Source organism: Variovorax sp. efr-133-TYG-130, from assembly GCF_030208835.1.
Classification (GTDB): Bacteria; Pseudomonadota; Gammaproteobacteria; order Burkholderiales; family Burkholderiaceae_C; genus Variovorax.
Map to the genome: position 1 here is coordinate 135,963 of NZ_JARVTD010000009.1, position 16,045 is coordinate 152,007.

Here is a 16,045-nt window from a genome sequence, read left to right on the forward strand (position 1 = left end):
CATGGCCAGCTTCAAGAAATACCGCGTAGGCGACAAGTTCAAGCTGTCGCACATCGACCCCGACGACACGCCCTTCTGCGAAGGTGACGAAGCCTCGCAGCGCGCGGAAGTCGACGCGCTCGCCGTCGAGCTCGACGAACTGCAGGACCTGCTGCACGCCGAGGGCCGGCGCAAGCTGCTGGTGGTGCTGCAGGGCATGGACACCAGCGGCAAGGACGGCACGGTGCGCTGGGTGTTCTCGCGGACCTCGCCGCTGGGCGTGCGCGTGACGGCCTTCAAGGCGCCCAACGACGAGGAGCGCGCGCACGACTACCTCTGGCGCTGCCATGCCGCCGTGCCGCGCACCGGCGAGATCATGGTGTGGAACCGCAGCCACTACGAAGACGTGCTCGTTCCTGTGGTCGAAGGCTGGATCGACAAGGCAGAGGCCAAGCGCCGCTACGCGCAGATCAACGACTTCGAGCGGCTGCTCACGGAGACCGGCACGGTCGTCATCAAGTGCATGCTGCACATCGACAAGGACGAGCAGCGCGAGCGCCTGCAGGCGCGCATCGACACGCCCGGCAAGCAATGGAAGTTCAGCATGGACGACCTGCGGGTGCGCACCAAGTGGAACGCCTACCAGCAGGCCTACCAGAGCGCGCTGGGCGCCACCTCGACCGAGCATGCCCCCTGGCACGTGATACCCGCCAACAGCAAGCGGCACCGCAACGTGATGGTCGCCCAACTGCTGGTGAAGACGATGCGGCAGATGAAGCTCAAGCCGCCGCCGCCGGACCCGGCGCTCAAGGGCATGATCATCAAATAAGGCGTGCGGCCCTTCTTTGGTGTCCCGCTTGTAAAGTGCGACTTCGCCTACGGAGCCGCGCCGAGCGGCCCACTAAGCTGGGCCGCGTACCAATTCAGGTGCAACCCAAAGAAGGACTCCAACATGAAAAAAATACTCTTCGCACTTGCAGCCTGCATGCTTGCCTCCACCGCCGCCATGGCCCAGCCCATGCCGCCGCGCCACGGGCCCGGCTACGACCGGCCGCATCACCGTCCGCACAAGGTCTGGGTGCCTGCGCACCGCGAGCATGGCCGCTTCGTGCGCGGCCACTACGTCTGGCGCTGAGCGCCGCTGACACGATGGCTCAGGAGCGGCGGATCAGCGCCTGGGCCAGCACGCGGCACTTGCCGAACTCGCAGCGCACCGCCCAGGTGGCACCGTTGTCGCAAGGCACGTTGTAGGTTTCGTAGCCCGGGCCCTTGGCTGTGAGTTCGGCGCGCGGCTGCAGGTTGCAGCGCCCGGCCTTGGCCAGCTTCTCGACGTTGTAGGTATCGACACCGGTACGGCGCGGCTTGTAGACGATGGCCGGGTCGAAGGTGTTGCCGTAGAAAGAGTCGCGCACGTTGGGATCGAGATTGCGATAGCCGCGCTTGGCCATGCAGTGGACGATCGCGATCTGCTGGTGCTCGGCGATCAGCGTGGCCGAGGGCTGCCCCGCGTAGTCGACGGCCGAGGTGCCGATGCCGGCCACCGCGAAGCCTGTCGCCATGCCCTGGCTGTACCACGTGACCAGCCCCACTCCCACGGCGGCCCACATCAGGTCGGTATTGGCCTCGCTGCGCGCGATGATGCGCGTGGCTGCCTCGCGGCAGGCGCTGACGTCGCTCGCGTAGCGCGCCTTGTCCACGCCTTCCATGGCGACCATCGGCACATAAGAGAGACCGGTCCCCGTTCCGGGTTCGGTCGGCGTCATCGGCTGGCTGGCACAACCAGCCAGTGCGACAGCGGCGGCCGCAATGCTCAGCAGGAACTTCATGGGAATCCCTCGTCTTCTAACGATTGTTCGCAGGATTTAACCATACATATAGTTACTCCTGAATCGCCTTGTCGCGAATGAACGACGCCCGGCATTTGCGACGATGCAGCGATTCCTCCAGCCGGCAGACCCATGAAGTTCGAGACATTCGCCAAGTACCTTTTCGCGCTCATCGGCGTCGCACTGCTCGGGCTGTGCGGCTACCTGGCCTTCGGCAAGCTGAGCTTCATTGCCTCCGCCGACCGCGTCCAGGGCCAGGTGGTGGAGCTCCAGCATGTGCGCAGCAGCAACAAGAACAATACCGACGGCACCTGGCGGCCGCTGGTGCGTTTCAGGGCACCGTCTGGCGCGCTGATCGACTTCACCACCTCGAGCAGCAGCGCAACGCCGCGCTACGAGGCCGGCGAGAGCGTGCAGGTCTATGCCCAGCCCTCGAACCCGGCCAACGTGATGCTCGACGACGCATTCGAACTGTGGGGCGGACCGGCCATGGCAGGCATCATCGGGGGAGTCTTTCTGCTGTTCGCGGAAATCCTGCGGCGCATCCAGCGCGACCAGGAACCGGGAACCTGATCTCTCCATTCCGCCGAGCTTTTCCATCCATGCATCTCCTTCCCGCCTGGCTCATGCTTGCGGCGATCACCGCCACGGCCCAGACGCCGCCCGCCGACCTGGCCCGCAAGAACGGCTGCCTGTCCTGCCACGGGCTGGTCCACAAGCAGGTGGGCCCGGGTTTCGCGCAGATTGCTGAGCGCTACCGCAACGATGCCGAAGCACCCGCCCGGCTGGCCGGCAAGATCCGCGATGGCAGCGTCGGCACCTGGGGCCGCGTCATCATGCCGCGGCAGGCCCACGTGACGGAAAACGATGCACGGGCGCTGGCCCAATGGGTGCTGTCCCAGCCTGCGCCTCGCTGACACCGCCGGACCTTTCTCAAGATTGGTAACAAAGAGCGAGAATGGGTTACATACCCGGCGCGTCGGATTTGGACGCCCCACCTGAACGCTCTGCCTTGAACTCCCGTCCCGCGCCTTTCTTCGCCAACGTGGTACTCGTGCTGTCGATGACGCTGCTGGCCGTCATCGGCGCCTTCTTCGGCGGGATGTCCGGCCTGCAGCAGTCCAGGGCCGCGCTTCACCTGGAGCGCGCCGACTGGCAGGTCGAGGACACCTCGGGCTTCAGCACGCCGCCCCCGCGGCAGCAGGCAGGCGACCTGCCGGATGCCTGGAACCCGATCCGGCTGCCGCTGGCCCTGCCCATCGCGCTGCTGCGTCAGGCCGATGGCGACGCCACCGTCGGCACGTCCAGCGCGGCCCGCCCGACGCGCATCACCTGGCTGCGAGTCTCCACGCGCCACCTGCCCTCCTCCAACGGCCCCCTGGCGCTGTACGGCGCCCGCATCAAGACCGACGGCACCATTGCCGTCTACGCCGACGGCCGCCTGGTGCACCGCGCCCAGCAACTGGGCCCGCTGTGGAACAGCACGCGCACGCCGCTGTGGGTCGAGCTGGACCGCGGCCCCGCCAGCACGCCGCCGCAGGAGATCCTCATCCGCCTGGAACACTCGCGCAACACGCAGGTGGCGGTGTCCTCGCTGTGGCTCGGCCCCGTCGAAACGCTGCGGGGCCGCCACGGCCTGCGCCAGTGGCTGCAGCAGGAGCTGCCGGCGATGCTCAGCGCCTCCTTCCTGGCCGTGGGCGTGTTCGCGCTCTTCGTCTGGTTCAGGCGCCCCGGCGAAACCGGCTACCTGCTGTTCTTCAACCTGTCGGCCACCTCCTTCATGCGGGGCCTGCATTTCTACGTGGGCCAGCCGATCGCCAATGACTGGTTCGCGTGGCTGACCGTCAATTCGCTGTTCTGGCTGGTGCTGGTGGTGCATTTCTTCCTGCGGCAGCTGCACCAGCGCCCGCTCAGGTGGCTGACCTGGGCCGTGGTGCTGGCCACCACCGCGGTCGGCGTGCTGACCATGCCGGGGCTGAACCTGGTGCAGAACACCCCGCGCGTGACGCCGCTGATCTATGCGGTGGCGGCCCTCATGGGCGCGGCCGTCTGCCTGGTCGGCGGCGTCAGCGCGTGGCGCCGCTCCACCGAGGGCCGGCTGGTGGCTGCAGGCATCGGCATCTGCGTGCTGCTGGGCATCACCGACTGGCTGCTGCAGAACAACTTCATCAGCCCCGAGGGCTGGTACCTGGGCGCCTACACCAACGCCGTGACCTTCAGCGTGTTCGGCGTGCTGATGTACCGGCGCTACGTGCATGCCATCGGCGCCGTGGAGCAACTGAACGACAGCCTTGCCGAGCGGCTGCGCAAGCGCGAGGCCGACCTGGAGCTGAGCCACCAGCGGCTGCGAGACGTCGAGCGCCTGCGCACCATCAGCGACGAGCGCCAGCGCCTGATGCAGGACATGCACGACGGCCTGGGCTCCTCGTTGATCAGCGCGATCCGCTCGGTCGAGGGCGGCGGCATGAGCGACGAGAAGATCTCGCAGATCCTCAAGAGCTGCCTCGACGACCTGAAGCTCACGCTCGATTCGCTGGAGCCGGTGGAAGCCGACCTGCTGCTGCTGCTCGCCACCCTGCGCTACCGCCTGGAGCCGCGGCTCGAAGGCACCGGCGTGTCGCTGCGCTGGGAAGTGCAGGAGCTGCCCGCCCTTGAATGGCTCGACCCGTCGAGCGCGCTGCACATACTGCGCATCGTGCAGGAGAGCATCTCGAACATCCTGCGCCATACCCGCGCGACCGAGATCCGTGTCGAGACCGCGCTGGACGGCGCCGGCGTTCGCGTGACGATCGAAGACAACGGGCAGGGTTTCGACGTCGACAAGGTGCTGTCCTCGCCTTCCGGCCGGGGCCTGCAGAACCAGAGGCGGCGGGCGCGGTCGATCCAGGGCACCATCAGCTGGGAATCGCGCCCGACGGGCACGCGCTTCATGCTGTGGCTGCCGCTGGCGCGCGAGGGCGTTGCGGCCTGAGGAACTGCAGCGGCCTGCGACGGCCGGGAGCTGATGTCGTCGCCGAAGACCGCGTAAGCCGGCCTTGGCAGGCCCGTCAGAGCCCGAGCAGCTTGCGCCCCTCGTCGGCCAGCAGGTCGTGCGTTTCCGGGTGCGACCGCATGTACGCGGCGAACACCGGGCACTGCGCAATCACGCGCAGCCCGCGTTCGCGCGCCGATGCCAACCCTGCCAGCACCAGTTGCTTCGCGATGCCCTGGCCCTGCAGCGCTTCAGGCACCAGCGTGTGGATGAAGGTAATGACATCGCCCTCGAGCGAGTAGATGGCCACCGCGCGCTCCCCCTGCGATTCGTATTCGAATCGATGCTTCGCGGGGTTGTCGTGAACCGTGCTGGAAAGGGTCATGGGAGATCTCGATGCGGGGCGGAGGGCGCCGGCTCAGCCCTTGATGAACGCCAGCAGGTCGGCGTTCACCTGGTCGGCGTGCGTGTTGCAGGTGGCGTGCGGCGCGCCGGCATAGACCTTGAGCTGGCTGTTCTTGATCATCTCGGCCGCGAGCTTGCCCGTGGCCTCGAAGGGCACGACCTGGTCGTCGTCGCCGTGGATCACCAGCGTGGGCACGTCGATCTTCGCCATGTCGGGGCGGAAGTCGGTTTCCGAGAACGCGGTCACGCAGTCGATGGTGGCCTTGAGCGAGGCCTGCAGCGCGATCTGCAGCGTCTGCTTGAACACGCCCTGCGACACCTTGGCGCCGGGGCGGTTGGTGCCGTAGAAGACCGTGCTGAAGTCGTCGAGGAACTGCGGGCGATCGGCCGCCAGACCGGCGCGGATGCCGGCAAAAAGCGAAGCGTCGGGGCCCACGGGGTGGTCGGCCGTCTTCATGAACAGCGGCGTCACGGCGCTGATGAGCGCCAGCTTGGCGATGCGCGACGAGCCCTTGCGTGCGATGTAGCGCGTGACGTCGCCGCCGCCCATGGAGAAGCCCGCGAGGATCACGTCCTTCAGGTCCAGCTTCTCGATCAGCTCGGCGATGTCGTCGGCGAAGGTGTCGTAGTCGTAGCCCGTCCACGGCTGGCTCGAACGGCCGAAGCCGCGGCGGTCGAACGCGATGGCGCGGTAGCCGCGTTCCGCGAAGAACAGCATCTGGGCGTCCCACATGTCGGCGCTGAGCGGCCAGCCATGGCTGAAGAGAATGGGCTGGCCCGAGCCCCAGTCCTTGTAGTAGAGCTCGGTGCCGTCGCGCAGGGTGAGTGTGGTCATGGTTGTGTCCTTTGGGTCGGGGTGGCGTGAAGGGAAGAAAGAAAAGAACCGATGCCGACAACCGCACAGCCCGCGAATTCGCTTGAACTCATGATGGGTGAGGGATGAAGTTTCTTCGGCATGGAATGAATCTTCGGGCTTCGCACCCGCGCCGTCGGCGAAACCTTTTGCCGTCTGCCATCGAATTTTTTGAATGTTCGGCCGAGGACTTGCGGACGCAAAAACAAAAAAGCCCAGCAGCTTGAAAGCTACTGGGCTTGATTGGCGGAACCGGAGGGATTCGAACCCTCGATGAGGCTCTACACCCCATACTCCCTTAGCAGGGGAGCACCTTCGGCCACTCGGTCACAGTTCCTGAAAGAAGCCACGATTATGCCATTACTTAGGCGCTCGGTTGATCCAGATCGAACGCTTTATGCAGTGCGCGCACCGCAAGTTCCATGTATTTTTCGTCGATCACGACCGAGGTCTTGATTTCGCTGGTCGAGATCATCTGGATGTTGATGCCCTCTTCGCTCAGCACGCGGAACATCTTGCTGGCGACGCCCACGTGGCTGCGCATGCCGATGCCCACGATGCTGACCTTGCAGATCTTGGTGTCGCCGACGATCTCGGTCGCGCCCAGCGAAGGCATGACCTTCGACTGCAGCAGGTCGACCGTCTTCGCGTATTCGTTGCGATGCACGGTGAAGCTGAAGTCGGTCTTGCCGTCCTTGCTCAGGTTCTGGATGATCACGTCGACTTCGATGTTGGCGTCTGCCACGGCACCGAGGATGTGATACGCGATGCCGGGCTTGTCGGGCACGCCGAGCACCGAGATCTTGGCTTCGTCGCGGTTGAATGCGATGCCGGATACGACGGCTTGTTCCATGTTTTCGTCTTCCTCGAAAGTGATCAGCGTGCCGGACTTGGCCTCTTCATTGATGTCGATGTCCCACGGCGTGAAGCTCGAAAGCACACGCAGCGGCACCTTGTACTTGCCGGCGAATTCCACCGAGCGGATTTGCAGGACCTTGGAGCCCAGGCTCGCCATTTCGAGCATTTCCTCGAAGCTCACGGTCGTCAGGCGGCGCGCGTCGGGCTCGACGCGCGGGTCGGTCGTGTAGACGCCGTCGACGTCGGTGTAGATCAGGCATTCGTTCGCCTTCATGGCCGCGGCGATGGCCACGGCCGAGGTGTCGCTGCCGCCACGGCCGAGCGTGGTGATGTTGCCGTCGTCGTCCACGCCCTGGAAGCCGGTGATGACCACCACCCTGCCCGCGTTCAGGTCGGCCATGACGCGCGCATCGTCGATGCTTTCGATGCGGGCCTTGGTGTAGGAGTTGTCGGTGCGCACCGAAACCTGCCAGCCGGCGTAGCTGACCGACTCGACGCCCTCCGCCTGCAGCGCGATGGCCAGCAGCGCCGACGACGCCTGCTCGCCGGTCGAGGCCAGCATGTCGAGCTCGCGGTTGTGCGCCACGCCGGGTTTGCTGGGCGCCAGTTCCTTGGCCAAGCCGAGCAGGCGGTTGGTCTCGCCGCTCATGGCACTCGGAACCACGATCATCTGGTGGCCTGCGCGCGCCCACTTGGCGACGCGCTTGGCGACATTCTTGATGCGCTCGGTCGAGCCCATCGACGTACCGCCGTATTTGTGAACGATCAATGCCATGGGTGAAATCAGAGAAAAGAAAAGGGCCGCTTGAAAGGCGGCGCCCTGCAAGCTGTCAGAGCAAAGTCTTCGGCGAGGGCGGGGCATTGTACCAATGCAGGAAATCGCCCTTCCGCTCGATGAATCCCGCGGCCACCTTGAGGTGGATCCGGTGGCCGCGCGTGGTGCAGGCGCGGACCTGGCCGAGCAATTGGTCGAGCTGCGCCGCACTGGGGGCGCTGCCGTGGGCCTGCATCAGCCAGTGGCGCAGCACATTGGCCTGCCGGGCATGCGACAAGGTCTGCAGCGTCGCGATGCGCGGCGGGTTGCCCACCGTCTCCATGTCTTGCGCTGCAAGCTCGTCCAGCAGCTCCTGCGCCTGGGCGGCATGGCCGATGCTGCGAGTGAAGGTGGCGCGAAACTGCGGGAAAGCCTGCGCCAGCGCCGGGAGCACCACGGCGCGAATCCGGTTGCGGGTGTAGCGCGCGTCGCCGTTGGTCGGATCTTCGATCCACGGCAGGCCGCGCCCGGCCAGCCATTCACGGATGTCGGCACCTGCAACGGCCAGCAGAGGGCGATGGATTTCCAGCCCGCCCCGCTGCGCGCGCGCCGGCATCGCGGCCAGCCCCGGAAGACCCGCACCGCGCGAAAGCGCCAGCAGCAGGGTTTCGATCTGGTCATCGGCATGGTGGCCCAGCGCTATCGATTGGATAGCCGGCCCACTCCCGTCCATGCGCGCCATCTCGGCAAACGCGCTGTAGCGGGCACGGCGGGCCGCATCCTCCGGGCTGTCTCCGCGCGCATGCCGCGCATCGACGCGATGCACGCGCAGCGGCACGGCCAGACGTTCGCAGACGTTCCGGCAATGCCGCTCGAAGTCGTCGGCCGCGGCCTGCAGCCCGTGATGCACGTGGAAGGCGACAACCTCGCCCGGCCGGCGCGCCGCGCAGGCGGCCAGCAGGGCCGTGGAATCGGCACCGCCGCTGAACCCCACCGCCAGCGGCCAATGCGCCGGCTCGAACGCGGCCATGGCGCGTTCGAAAGCGGAGTCCATGGCGGAGGCTGCGTTACCTGCCGTTGTCGGCCTTGGTGTCGTTGAAACGGCCGTAGCTCTGCAGGCGCTCGTAGCGGCGCTCCAGCAGTTCCTTCGGCTTCAGGTCGCTGACCTGGCGGAAGGCGTCGTTGAGCGCGCGCTTCAGGAACGCGGCCATCTGGCGATGGTCGCGGTGCGCACCGCCGACGGGCTCGTTCACGATCTTGTCGACCAGCCCCAGCGCCTTGAGGCGGTGCGCGGTGATGCCCAGTGCATCGGCCGCTTCCTGCGCCTTGTCGCTGGTCTTCCAAAGGATGGAAGCGCACCCCTCGGGGCTGATCACCGAGTAGATCGAATACTGCAGCATCACCAGCTGGTCGCCGACCGAAATGGCCAGCGCGCCGCCGGAGCCACCCTCGCCGATGATGGTGACGATGATCGGCACCTCGAGCTGCGCCATTTCGAAGATGTTGCGGCCGATGGCTTCCGACTGCCCGCGCTCCTCTGCGTCGATGCCGGGATAGGCGCCGGGCGTGTCCACGAAGGTGAACACGGGCAGCTTGAACTTCTCTGCCGTCTTCATGAGGCGCAGGGCCTTGCGGTAGCCCTCCGGCTTGCTCATGCCGAAGTTGCGCGCAGTGCGCTCCTTGGTGTCGCGCCCCTTCTGATGGCCGAGCACCATGCACGGCACGCCGTTGAAGCGCGCCAGGCCGCCCACGATCGACAGGTCGTCCGCAAAGTGCCGGTCGCCATGGAGCTCCACGAAATCGGTGAAGATTTCGTTGACGTAGTCGAGCGTGTAGGGGCGCTCCGGATGCCGGGCGATCTTGGTGATCTGCCAGGGCGTCAGGTCGCTGTAGATGTCTTTGGTGAGCTGCTGGCTTTTCTTGCCGAGCTGATCGATTTCTTCAGAAATGTCGACCGCCGATTCGGTCTGTACATAGCGCAGTTCTTCGATCTTTGTTTCGAGTTCAGCAATGGGCTGCTCGAAGTCGAGGAAGGTTCGTTTCGCCAACGTCTTCTCCTGTGTTCAATATGCGACTGGAACCGGGTCCAGTGATCGCCAAATATACCAAGTCGCCACGCTGCAATACGGGGCCCAGGCCACGGCCACGTCGCGGGCATCGCTGCGGCTGACCGGATCGCCCGAAAAATAATTGACGCTGATGCCGTTGAGCAGCCCCAGGTCGTCCACAGGCAGCACGTTCGGGCGCATCAGGTGGAAGATGAGGAACATCTCGGCGGTCCAGCGGCCGATGCCGCGGATGGCCACGAGCTCCTCGATGATGAGCTCGTCCGACATGTCCTTCCAAGAATCGACGTGCACCAGGCCCGAATCGAAGTGCAGGGCCAGGTCGACCAGGTACTCGATCTTGCGTGCCGAGAGGCCCGCAGCGCGCATGTCGTCGACCTTGAGCTTGAGCACGTTGGCCGGCGTCAGCTTGCGGGGCAGCGCCGCGAACTTGTCCCAGACCGTCTGCGCTGCCTTCACCGAAATCTGCTGGCCGACCACGCTGCGCGCCAGCGTGGTGAACGCGTCGCCGCGCGACTCCAGGCAGGCGTCGCCGAACTTCGGGATCAACCGCTTCATGACGCGGTCTTTCTTGGAAAGGTGCTTGCACGCCTCTTCCCAATAGTCCGGCGTATAGATCTGTACGCTGGACTTCTTGGTGGCGGGCATGGGGTTCGTCGTACCGTTCACTGCGCGGCCGCCCAGGTGGTTCCCGTGGGCGAGTCCTTGAGCACGATGCCCTGCTCGAGGAGTTCCTGGCGAATGCGATCGGCTTCGGCGAAGTTCTTTGCCGCCTTGGCAGCGGAACGCTCGGCGATGCGGGCCTGGATGGCCGCGTCGTCCAGCGTGCTGCCGGCCTGCAGGAACGCCCGCGGATCGCCCTGCAGCAAACCCAGCGAACCGGCCAGCGCCTTCAGCAGGCCCGCGGTTTCGGAAGACTTGGTGCGGTTGACTTCACCGGCCAGTTCGAACAGCACGGCAATGGCTTCGGGCGTGCCGAAGTCCTCGTCCATGGCGGCCTTGAAGCGCGCGGCATAGGGCTGGGTCCAGTCGATGGCCACTTCAGCCGGTGCGACGAGATCGAGCGCGGTGTACAGGCGCTTGAGCGAATTGCGGGCGTCGTCCAGGTGCGCGTCGCTGTAGTTGAGCGCGCTGCGGTAATGCGTACGCACCAGGAAGAAGCGCAGGCTCTCGGCGTCGTACTTCTGAAGCACCTCGCGGATGGTGAAGAAGTTGCCCAGGCTCTTGGACATCTTCTCGTTGTCCACGCGCACGAAGCCGTTGTGCACCCAGAAGCGCGACAGCGGCTTGCCGTTGGCGCCTTCGCTCTGGGCAATCTCGTTCTCGTGATGCGGAAACTGCAGGTCGGCGCCGCCGCCGTGGATGTCGAAGGTCTCGCCCAAGGTCGCGCAGCTCATGGCCGAGCACTCGATGTGCCAGCCCGGCCGGCCGGTGCCATAGGCGCTTTCCCATTTGGCGTCTGCGGGCTCGGTCGGCTTGGCGGCCTTCCAGAGCACGAAGTCGAGCGGGTCCTGCTTGCCGTCGAGCACGGCCACGCGCTCGCCCGCATGCAGTTCGTCGAGCGACTTGCCCGACAGCTTGCCGTAGCCCGGGAACTTGCGCACCGCGTAGTTCACGTCGCCGTTCTCGGAGCGATAGGCCAGGCCCTTGTGCTCCAGCTTCTGGATGATGCCGAGCATCTGCGGCACGTACTCGGTGGCGCGCGGCTCGATGGTGGGCGGCTCGATGCCGAGCGCGCCGATGTCCTCGTGCATGGCCGCGATCACTTCGTCGGTCAGCTCTCGGATGGTGATGCCGCGCTGCACGGAGCGGGCGATGATCTTGTCGTCGATGTCGGTGATGTTGCGCACGTAGGTCACTGCATAGTCGCTGGCGCGCAGCCAGCGCTGCACCACGTCGAACGCCATCATCATGCGGGCGTGGCCGATGTGGCAGAAATCGTAGACCGTCATGCCGCAAACGTACATGCGCACCTGTCCGGGTTGCAGGGGGGAGAATTCCTCCAATTCACGCGACAGCGTGTTGTAGATGCGCAGACTCATGAGATTCGGAAAACGTCGCTTCGCGCACGTGCGGCACGGGCGAACGACGATGTTTTTCAGGGGTGACGGGGGCTGTGGTCGCGAGGGGTTGGACATGGCCCCTCGGCTACAATGCAACCTAGTATAAACGGCTGCTGCCGAGTATCTCCCGGGTGTTCCCCAAGCCCGCACTTCCCACTCCGAGGCTTCATGAAGCACGCCGCTTTCTCCAGACTCTCCCTTGCTTTCGTCCTGCTGTTCAGCCTGTGGGGCGCCGCGCACGCCAACGAGTATGACGACGTGAACACCCTGCTGCGCCAGGGCAAGCCGGCCGAAGCGCTCGCCAAGGCCGACACCTACATTGCCGGCAAGCCGCGCGACCCGCAGATGCGCTTCCTGCGCGGCGTGATCCTCACCGAACAGAACAAGCAGGACGAGGCCATCGCCGCCTTCACCCAGCTCACGCAGGACTTCCCCGAACTGTCCGAGCCCTACAACAACCTCGCCGCGCTCTATGCGTCGCAAAGCAAGTTCGACCAGGCGCGCTCGGCGCTCGAACAGGCCATCAAGCTCAACCCGAACTACGCCACCGCGCACGAGAACCTGGGCGACGTGTACGCCCGCCTCGCGGCCCAGGAATACGTGCGCGCCCAGCAGTTCGCCAGCACCAACCCGAGCGTCGCGCCCAAGCTGGCGCTGATCCGCCAGATCTTCACGCCCAAGACCGAAGCCGAGGCCGCCGCGCTGCCCGCGGCGCCGGTGGTCATCCGCAAGCCGGTCGGCCGCACCAGCAAGTAAGCGAGCGAGGCCTCCCGCGCGACGGCGACCGATTCGTCGTGCGCCCCCCCGCTCTCCCCCATCCGCACACGGAGCATCACTTGACGATCCACGCACTCTCCCGATTCAGCCGCCGCAGCGCCCTCGTGCTGGCCGCCGCACTCACGTTCGCCGCCGCGGGGCATGCTCAGACCGCCTCCCCGCGCGTCAAGCTCGCCACCTCGGCCGGCGACATCGTGGTCGAACTCGACGCCGCCAAGGCGCCGAAGTCGGTGGAGAACTTCCTGCAGTACGTCAAGGACAAGCACTACGACGGCACGGTGTTCCACCGCGTCATCGACGGCTTCATGATCCAGGGCGGCGGCTTCACCGCCGACCTGAAGCAGAAGCCCACCCGTGCGCCCATTCCGCTGGAGGCCGGCAACGGCCTGAAGAACGACAAGTACACCATTGCCATGGCCCGCACCGGCAACCCCGATTCGGCCACCTCGCAGTTCTTCATCAACGTGAAGAACAACGACTCGCTCAACGCACCCAGCCCCGACGGCTACGGCTACACCGTGTTCGGCAAGGTCGTCTCTGGCGCCGACGTGGTCGACAAGATCCGCGCCGTCCAGACCGGCAACAAGGGCGGCATGCAGAACGTGCCGGTCGAGCCCGTCACCATCAAGTCCGCCACCGTGGTGGCGAAGTAATCCGTTTTCCGAAGAAGGAGTCCCTCATGAGCAACCCACAAGTCGAACTGCATATCAAGAACTACGGCGTCATCACGCTCGAACTCGACGCCGCCAAGGCGCCCAAGTCGGTCGAGAACTTCGTCTCGTACGTCAAGAAGGGCCACTACGACAACACGGTGTTCCACCGCGTAATCCCCGGCTTCATGGTGCAAGGCGGCGGTTTCGAGCCCGGCATGAAGCAAAAGCCCACCGGCGCCGAGATCGAGAACGAAGCCAACAACGGCCTGAAGAACGACAACTACACCGTCGCCATGGCCCGCACCAGCGCGCCCCACTCGGCCACGGCCCAGTTCTTCATCAACGTGTCGGACAACGGCTTCCTGAACCACACCGCGCCTTCGGCCCAGGGCTGGGGCTATGCCGTGTTCGGCAAGGTCATTGCCGGCACCGAAGTGGTCGACAAGATCAAGGCCGTGAAGACGGGCCGCAAGGGCTTCCATGACGACGTGCCGCTCGAAGACGTCGTGATCGAGAAGGCCGTCGTCACTGCAGAGTGATCGCGAGCCCCCGGTGGCGGCAGCGATGACGGTGTTCAATGAACTGGTGGCGCCCGCCACCTGGCGCACTGTCGACCTGATCTCCGACCTGCACCTGCAGGCCGGCGAGCCCGCCACTTTCGAGGCCTGGCAGGGCTACCTGCAGACCACGCCGGCCGACGCGCTGATCATCCTCGGCGACCTGTTCGAAGTATGGGTCGGCGACGATGCCGCCGCCCAGCCCGGCTTCGAGGCGCAATGCGCCGAATTGCTGCGCCGCACGGCGCAGCGGCTGCCGGTGTACTTCATGCATGGCAACCGCGACTTCCTGGTCGGCCCCGCACTCGCGGCGCAGTGCGGCTTCACGCTGCTCGACGACCCCACGGTGCTGGTGCTGCATGGCCAGCGCTGGCTGCTGAGCCACGGCGACGCCCTCTGCCTCGAAGACACCGACTACCTCAAGTTCCGCGCCCAGGTGCGCACGCCCGCATGGCAGGCCGCGTTTCTCTCGCGCCCGCTCGAGGAGCGCCGTGCGCTCGCGCGTTCGATGCGGGTGCAGAGCGAAGACCGCAAGCGCGATCCCTCCGTCGTCTGGGCCGACGTCGACACCGCCGCCGCGCGCCAATGGCTGCGGCAGGCCCAGGCCCACACGCTGGTGCACGGCCACACGCACCGCCCCGCCGACCACGACCTGGGTGAAGGCATGCGCCGCATCGTGCTGAGCGACTGGGACGCTGCCGCGCATCCGCCGCGCGCGCAATTGCTCTGTCTTTCCCCCGCCGGCGCCCAGCGCGTCGACCTGCGCTAGCCGCGCCGCCGCCGATGTTCAAGTGGCTGCGCCGGTTGCGCGCCCTGCCCCCGATTCCCGATGCCGCATGGCAGGCGGTGCTCACGCGCTACGCCTTCCTCGCCGATCGTCCCGCCGCCGACCTGCAACGGCTGCGCGCCCTCACCGCCGAGTTCCTGCGCGACAAGGAATTCCACGGCGCCCGCAACTTCAGCATCACCAATGAAGTGGCGCTGGCCATCGCCGCGCAGGCCGTGCTGCCGGTGCTGCATCTCGAGGGCGGCCTGGCCTGGTACGACGACTTCGTCGGCATCGTGGTGCACCGCTCCGAGGTGGTGGCCCGCCGCAAGGTGGTCGACGACGCGCAGGTGGTGCACGAGTACAACGAAGTCGTGGCCGGCGAGGCCATGGACCGCGGCCCCGTCATGCTGAGCTGGGACGACGTGCTCGCGAGCAGCATCACCTCGGACCGCGGCTACAACGTCGTGATCCACGAGTTCGCCCACAAGATCGACATGCGCAACGGCGACGCCAACGGCTGCCCGCCGCTGCCGGCCGGCTTTGCCGGCAAGCGCAATGCGCGCGAGGCCCGCGCGGCGTGGATGGCCGTGATGAAGCCCGCCTACGAAGACTTCCGCGAAAAAACCATCCTGGCCGAACGCTTCGGCGCCGAGCCGCCGTGGCTCGACGCCTACGGGGCGACATCGATCAGCGAGTTCTTCGCGGTCGCCTGCGAGGCCTATTTCGTGAATCGCCCGAATTTCAGCCGGGACTTCCCCGAAGTGCTCGCGATCTTCGATGAATTCTTTCTGCCTAAAAGGCCCTAAACCCAAGCCTGATATAGATTGTTTGCTACTTATTTGATAGCGCTCAAGCCTTTACCATTGACGGGTTATCAACTCGCAAAAAAGGTAAACAACATGAGGGATTGGATCTATCAACTCACTGGCAAGGCATGGCTCGCGCTGGTGATCGGCATCGGGATTCTGGGGTGGGCGGGCTACGCGCAATTCAAGGCCAACGCTGACACGCACGGCACCGCGGTCGAAGACCTGGTGGCCAGGAGCGGCACCATCGTCAGCGGCAGCGAAATCACGGAAACCACCAAGCGCCGGCGCGGCGGCAGCACCACGCGCCATTACTTCGTGCTCGATGCCAAGCTGGCCGACGGCAGCACCGAGAAGTGGCGCGTGGACTACGCGGTCGGCCGCAGCAAGCTCGAGCCGCTGATCGACGAAGCAGTCGACGTACGCGTCGATCCCTCGGACAACAACCTCGTCTACGAGGTCAAGCTCAAGGGCCAGCCCGTGGTGTCGCTGGCCGATGTGCAGAAGATCATGGAAAACAAGGACAAGGCAGCAGCATCCAGCGCCACCGACAAGGGCACGCTGATCGTCGGCGCCGTTGCCCTGCTGCTGGGCATTGGCGGACTGTTCCTCCGGCGCCGCATTGCCAGCGGCCATGCAGCCGAACAGGCGGCGGCGGTGCAGACGCCCGTGATCGGCGAGAAGGTCTGACCTTCCCCCTGTCTGGCT

The 16,045-nt window shown here is 65.8% G+C and carries 19 protein-coding genes and 1 tRNA gene; 11 read left to right on the plus strand and 9 right to left on the minus strand.

All coding sequences use genetic code 11. The features are described 5' to 3' along the window. Position 1: 1 nt before the first annotated feature. Together QRN67_RS11085 and QRN67_RS11090 are read left to right on the plus strand one after the other, a co-directional pair. Complete coding sequence (locus tag QRN67_RS11085) at positions 2-808, plus strand: polyphosphate kinase 2 family protein (RefSeq protein WP_081270914.1); 807 nt, start codon at positions 2-4, stop codon at positions 806-808. A gap of 123 nt (positions 809-931) precedes the next feature. Beyond that, positions 932-1,114 carry a hypothetical protein gene (locus QRN67_RS11090; protein ID WP_155742654.1) on the plus strand — a complete coding sequence of 61 codons (183 nt, stop codon included), beginning with the start codon at positions 932-934 and terminating at the stop codon, positions 1,112-1,114. Between the two features lie 19 nt (positions 1,115-1,133). Here the strand turns inward: QRN67_RS11090 and QRN67_RS11095 are convergent, their stop codons facing one another. After that, positions 1,134-1,805 carry a hypothetical protein gene (locus QRN67_RS11095; protein WP_081270915.1) on the minus strand — a complete coding sequence of 224 codons (672 nt, stop codon included), beginning with the start codon at positions 1,803-1,805 and terminating at the stop codon, positions 1,134-1,136. A gap of 132 nt (positions 1,806-1,937) precedes the next feature. On the opposite strand from QRN67_RS11095, the gene QRN67_RS11100 reads away from it, so the two are divergent. The 3 genes from QRN67_RS11100 (at position 1,938) to QRN67_RS11110 (ending at position 4,776) form a co-directional block, all read left to right on the plus strand. Beyond that, positions 1,938-2,378, plus strand: a complete 441-nt coding sequence (locus tag QRN67_RS11100; protein WP_285411793.1) for a DUF3592 domain-containing protein — start codon at positions 1,938-1,940, stop codon at positions 2,376-2,378. Between the two features lie 29 nt (positions 2,379-2,407). Then, on the plus strand, positions 2,408-2,722 hold the full coding sequence (locus QRN67_RS11105) for a c-type cytochrome (RefSeq protein WP_285411794.1): 315 nt from the start codon (positions 2,408-2,410) through the stop codon (positions 2,720-2,722). A gap of 146 nt (positions 2,723-2,868) precedes the next feature. Further along, positions 2,869-4,776 (plus strand): sensor histidine kinase, encoded by a 1,908-nt coding sequence (locus QRN67_RS11110; protein ID WP_285411866.1) that lies wholly within the window; start codon positions 2,869-2,871, stop codon positions 4,774-4,776. Positions 4,777-4,852: 76 nt separating this feature from the next. Here the strand turns inward: QRN67_RS11110 and QRN67_RS11115 are convergent, their stop codons facing one another. The 8 genes from QRN67_RS11115 to cysS all read right to left on the minus strand — a co-directional run bounded on the left by QRN67_RS11115 (position 4,853) and on the right by cysS (position 11,754). Beyond that, positions 4,853-5,161, minus strand: coding sequence for a GNAT family N-acetyltransferase (locus QRN67_RS11115; RefSeq protein ID WP_285411795.1), 309 nt, complete (start codon positions 5,159-5,161; stop codon positions 4,853-4,855). A 33-nt stretch (positions 5,162-5,194) separates the two neighbouring features. Continuing rightward, positions 5,195-6,016 carry an alpha/beta fold hydrolase gene (locus QRN67_RS11120; protein ID WP_285411796.1) on the minus strand — a complete coding sequence of 274 codons (822 nt, stop codon included), beginning with the start codon at positions 6,014-6,016 and terminating at the stop codon, positions 5,195-5,197. 262 nt (positions 6,017-6,278) lie between these two features. Then, a tRNA-Ser gene (locus tag QRN67_RS11125) sits at positions 6,279-6,371 on the minus strand. 27 nt (positions 6,372-6,398) lie between these two features. Continuing rightward, positions 6,399-7,667, minus strand: a complete 1,269-nt coding sequence (locus QRN67_RS11130; RefSeq protein ID WP_081270920.1) for an aspartate kinase — start codon at positions 7,665-7,667, stop codon at positions 6,399-6,401. A gap of 55 nt (positions 7,668-7,722) precedes the next feature. After that, positions 7,723-8,700 carry a tRNA lysidine(34) synthetase TilS gene (gene tilS / locus QRN67_RS11135; RefSeq protein WP_285411797.1) on the minus strand — a complete coding sequence of 326 codons (978 nt, stop codon included), beginning with the start codon at positions 8,698-8,700 and terminating at the stop codon, positions 7,723-7,725. Positions 8,701-8,713: 13 nt separating this feature from the next. Continuing rightward, the gene (locus QRN67_RS11140) at positions 8,714-9,694 is read right to left on the minus strand and encodes an acetyl-CoA carboxylase carboxyltransferase subunit alpha (protein ID WP_081270922.1); all 981 of its coding nucleotides are present in this window, start codon (positions 9,692-9,694) and stop codon (positions 8,714-8,716) included. Positions 9,695-9,709: 15 nt separating this feature from the next. After that, the gene (locus QRN67_RS11145) at positions 9,710-10,360 is read right to left on the minus strand and encodes a DNA-3-methyladenine glycosylase family protein (protein WP_285411798.1); all 651 of its coding nucleotides are present in this window, start codon (positions 10,358-10,360) and stop codon (positions 9,710-9,712) included. Between the two features lie 17 nt (positions 10,361-10,377). After that, on the minus strand, positions 10,378-11,754 hold the full coding sequence (cysS, locus tag QRN67_RS11150; protein ID WP_285411799.1) for a cysteine--tRNA ligase: 1,377 nt from the start codon (positions 11,752-11,754) through the stop codon (positions 10,378-10,380). Between the two features lie 189 nt (positions 11,755-11,943). On the opposite strand from cysS, the gene QRN67_RS11155 reads away from it, so the two are divergent. The 6 genes from QRN67_RS11155 to QRN67_RS11180 all read left to right on the plus strand — a co-directional run bounded on the left by QRN67_RS11155 (position 11,944) and on the right by QRN67_RS11180 (position 16,027). Beyond that, complete coding sequence (locus tag QRN67_RS11155; protein ID WP_081270925.1) at positions 11,944-12,531, plus strand: tetratricopeptide repeat protein; 588 nt, start codon at positions 11,944-11,946, stop codon at positions 12,529-12,531. 80 nt (positions 12,532-12,611) lie between these two features. Further along, the gene (locus QRN67_RS11160; RefSeq protein ID WP_285411801.1) at positions 12,612-13,205 is read left to right on the plus strand and encodes a peptidylprolyl isomerase; all 594 of its coding nucleotides are present in this window, start codon (positions 12,612-12,614) and stop codon (positions 13,203-13,205) included. A gap of 26 nt (positions 13,206-13,231) precedes the next feature. Beyond that, positions 13,232-13,744: a peptidylprolyl isomerase gene (locus QRN67_RS11165; protein ID WP_081270927.1), complete on the plus strand. Its 513-nt coding sequence runs from the start codon at positions 13,232-13,234 to the stop codon at positions 13,742-13,744. Between the two features lie 25 nt (positions 13,745-13,769). Next, entirely contained in the window at positions 13,770-14,531 is a 762-nt protein-coding gene (locus QRN67_RS11170) for a UDP-2,3-diacylglucosamine diphosphatase (RefSeq protein WP_285411803.1), read from the plus strand. A gap of 14 nt (positions 14,532-14,545) precedes the next feature. Beyond that, positions 14,546-15,337 (plus strand): M90 family metallopeptidase, encoded by a 792-nt coding sequence (locus QRN67_RS11175; protein WP_285411805.1) that lies wholly within the window; start codon positions 14,546-14,548, stop codon positions 15,335-15,337. A 93-nt stretch (positions 15,338-15,430) separates the two neighbouring features. Further along, positions 15,431-16,027: a hypothetical protein gene (locus QRN67_RS11180; protein ID WP_285411806.1), complete on the plus strand. Its 597-nt coding sequence runs from the start codon at positions 15,431-15,433 to the stop codon at positions 16,025-16,027. The last annotated feature ends 18 nt before the right edge of the window (positions 16,028-16,045 follow it).

Bases quoted from the DNA above. Each gene is read 5' to 3' on its own strand.
- QRN67_RS11180 (WP_285411806.1), top strand. From the start codon at position 15,431: ATGAGGGATTGGATCTATCAACTCACTGGCAAGGCATGGCTCGCGCTG.
- QRN67_RS11165 (WP_081270927.1), top strand. From the start codon at position 13,232: ATGAGCAACCCACAAGTCGAACTGCATATCAAGAACTACGGCGTCATC.
- QRN67_RS11085 (WP_081270914.1), top strand. From the start codon at position 2: ATGGCCAGCTTCAAGAAATACCGCGTAGGCGACAAGTTCAAGCTGTCG.
- tilS (WP_285411797.1), bottom strand. From the start codon at position 8,700: ATGGACTCCGCTTTCGAACGCGCCATGGCCGCGTTCGAGCCGGCGCAT.
- QRN67_RS11175 (WP_285411805.1), top strand. From the start codon at position 14,546: ATGTTCAAGTGGCTGCGCCGGTTGCGCGCCCTGCCCCCGATTCCCGAT.
- QRN67_RS11145 (WP_285411798.1), bottom strand. From the start codon at position 10,360: ATGCCCGCCACCAAGAAGTCCAGCGTACAGATCTATACGCCGGACTAT.
- QRN67_RS11120 (WP_285411796.1), bottom strand. From the start codon at position 6,016: ATGACCACACTCACCCTGCGCGACGGCACCGAGCTCTACTACAAGGAC.
- cysS (WP_285411799.1), bottom strand. From the start codon at position 11,754: ATGAGTCTGCGCATCTACAACACGCTGTCGCGTGAATTGGAGGAATTC.
- QRN67_RS11155 (WP_081270925.1), top strand. From the start codon at position 11,944: ATGAAGCACGCCGCTTTCTCCAGACTCTCCCTTGCTTTCGTCCTGCTG.
- QRN67_RS11170 (WP_285411803.1), top strand. From the start codon at position 13,770: ATGACGGTGTTCAATGAACTGGTGGCGCCCGCCACCTGGCGCACTGTC.
- QRN67_RS11100 (WP_285411793.1), top strand. From the start codon at position 1,938: ATGAAGTTCGAGACATTCGCCAAGTACCTTTTCGCGCTCATCGGCGTC.
- QRN67_RS11115 (WP_285411795.1), bottom strand. From the start codon at position 5,161: ATGACCCTTTCCAGCACGGTTCACGACAACCCCGCGAAGCATCGATTC.
- QRN67_RS11095 (WP_081270915.1), bottom strand. From the start codon at position 1,805: ATGAAGTTCCTGCTGAGCATTGCGGCCGCCGCTGTCGCACTGGCTGGT.
- QRN67_RS11090 (WP_155742654.1), top strand. From the start codon at position 932: ATGAAAAAAATACTCTTCGCACTTGCAGCCTGCATGCTTGCCTCCACC.
- QRN67_RS11110 (WP_285411866.1), top strand. From the start codon at position 2,869: ATGACGCTGCTGGCCGTCATCGGCGCCTTCTTCGGCGGGATGTCCGGC.
- QRN67_RS11130 (WP_081270920.1), bottom strand. From the start codon at position 7,667: ATGGCATTGATCGTTCACAAATACGGCGGTACGTCGATGGGCTCGACC.
- QRN67_RS11105 (WP_285411794.1), top strand. From the start codon at position 2,408: ATGCATCTCCTTCCCGCCTGGCTCATGCTTGCGGCGATCACCGCCACG.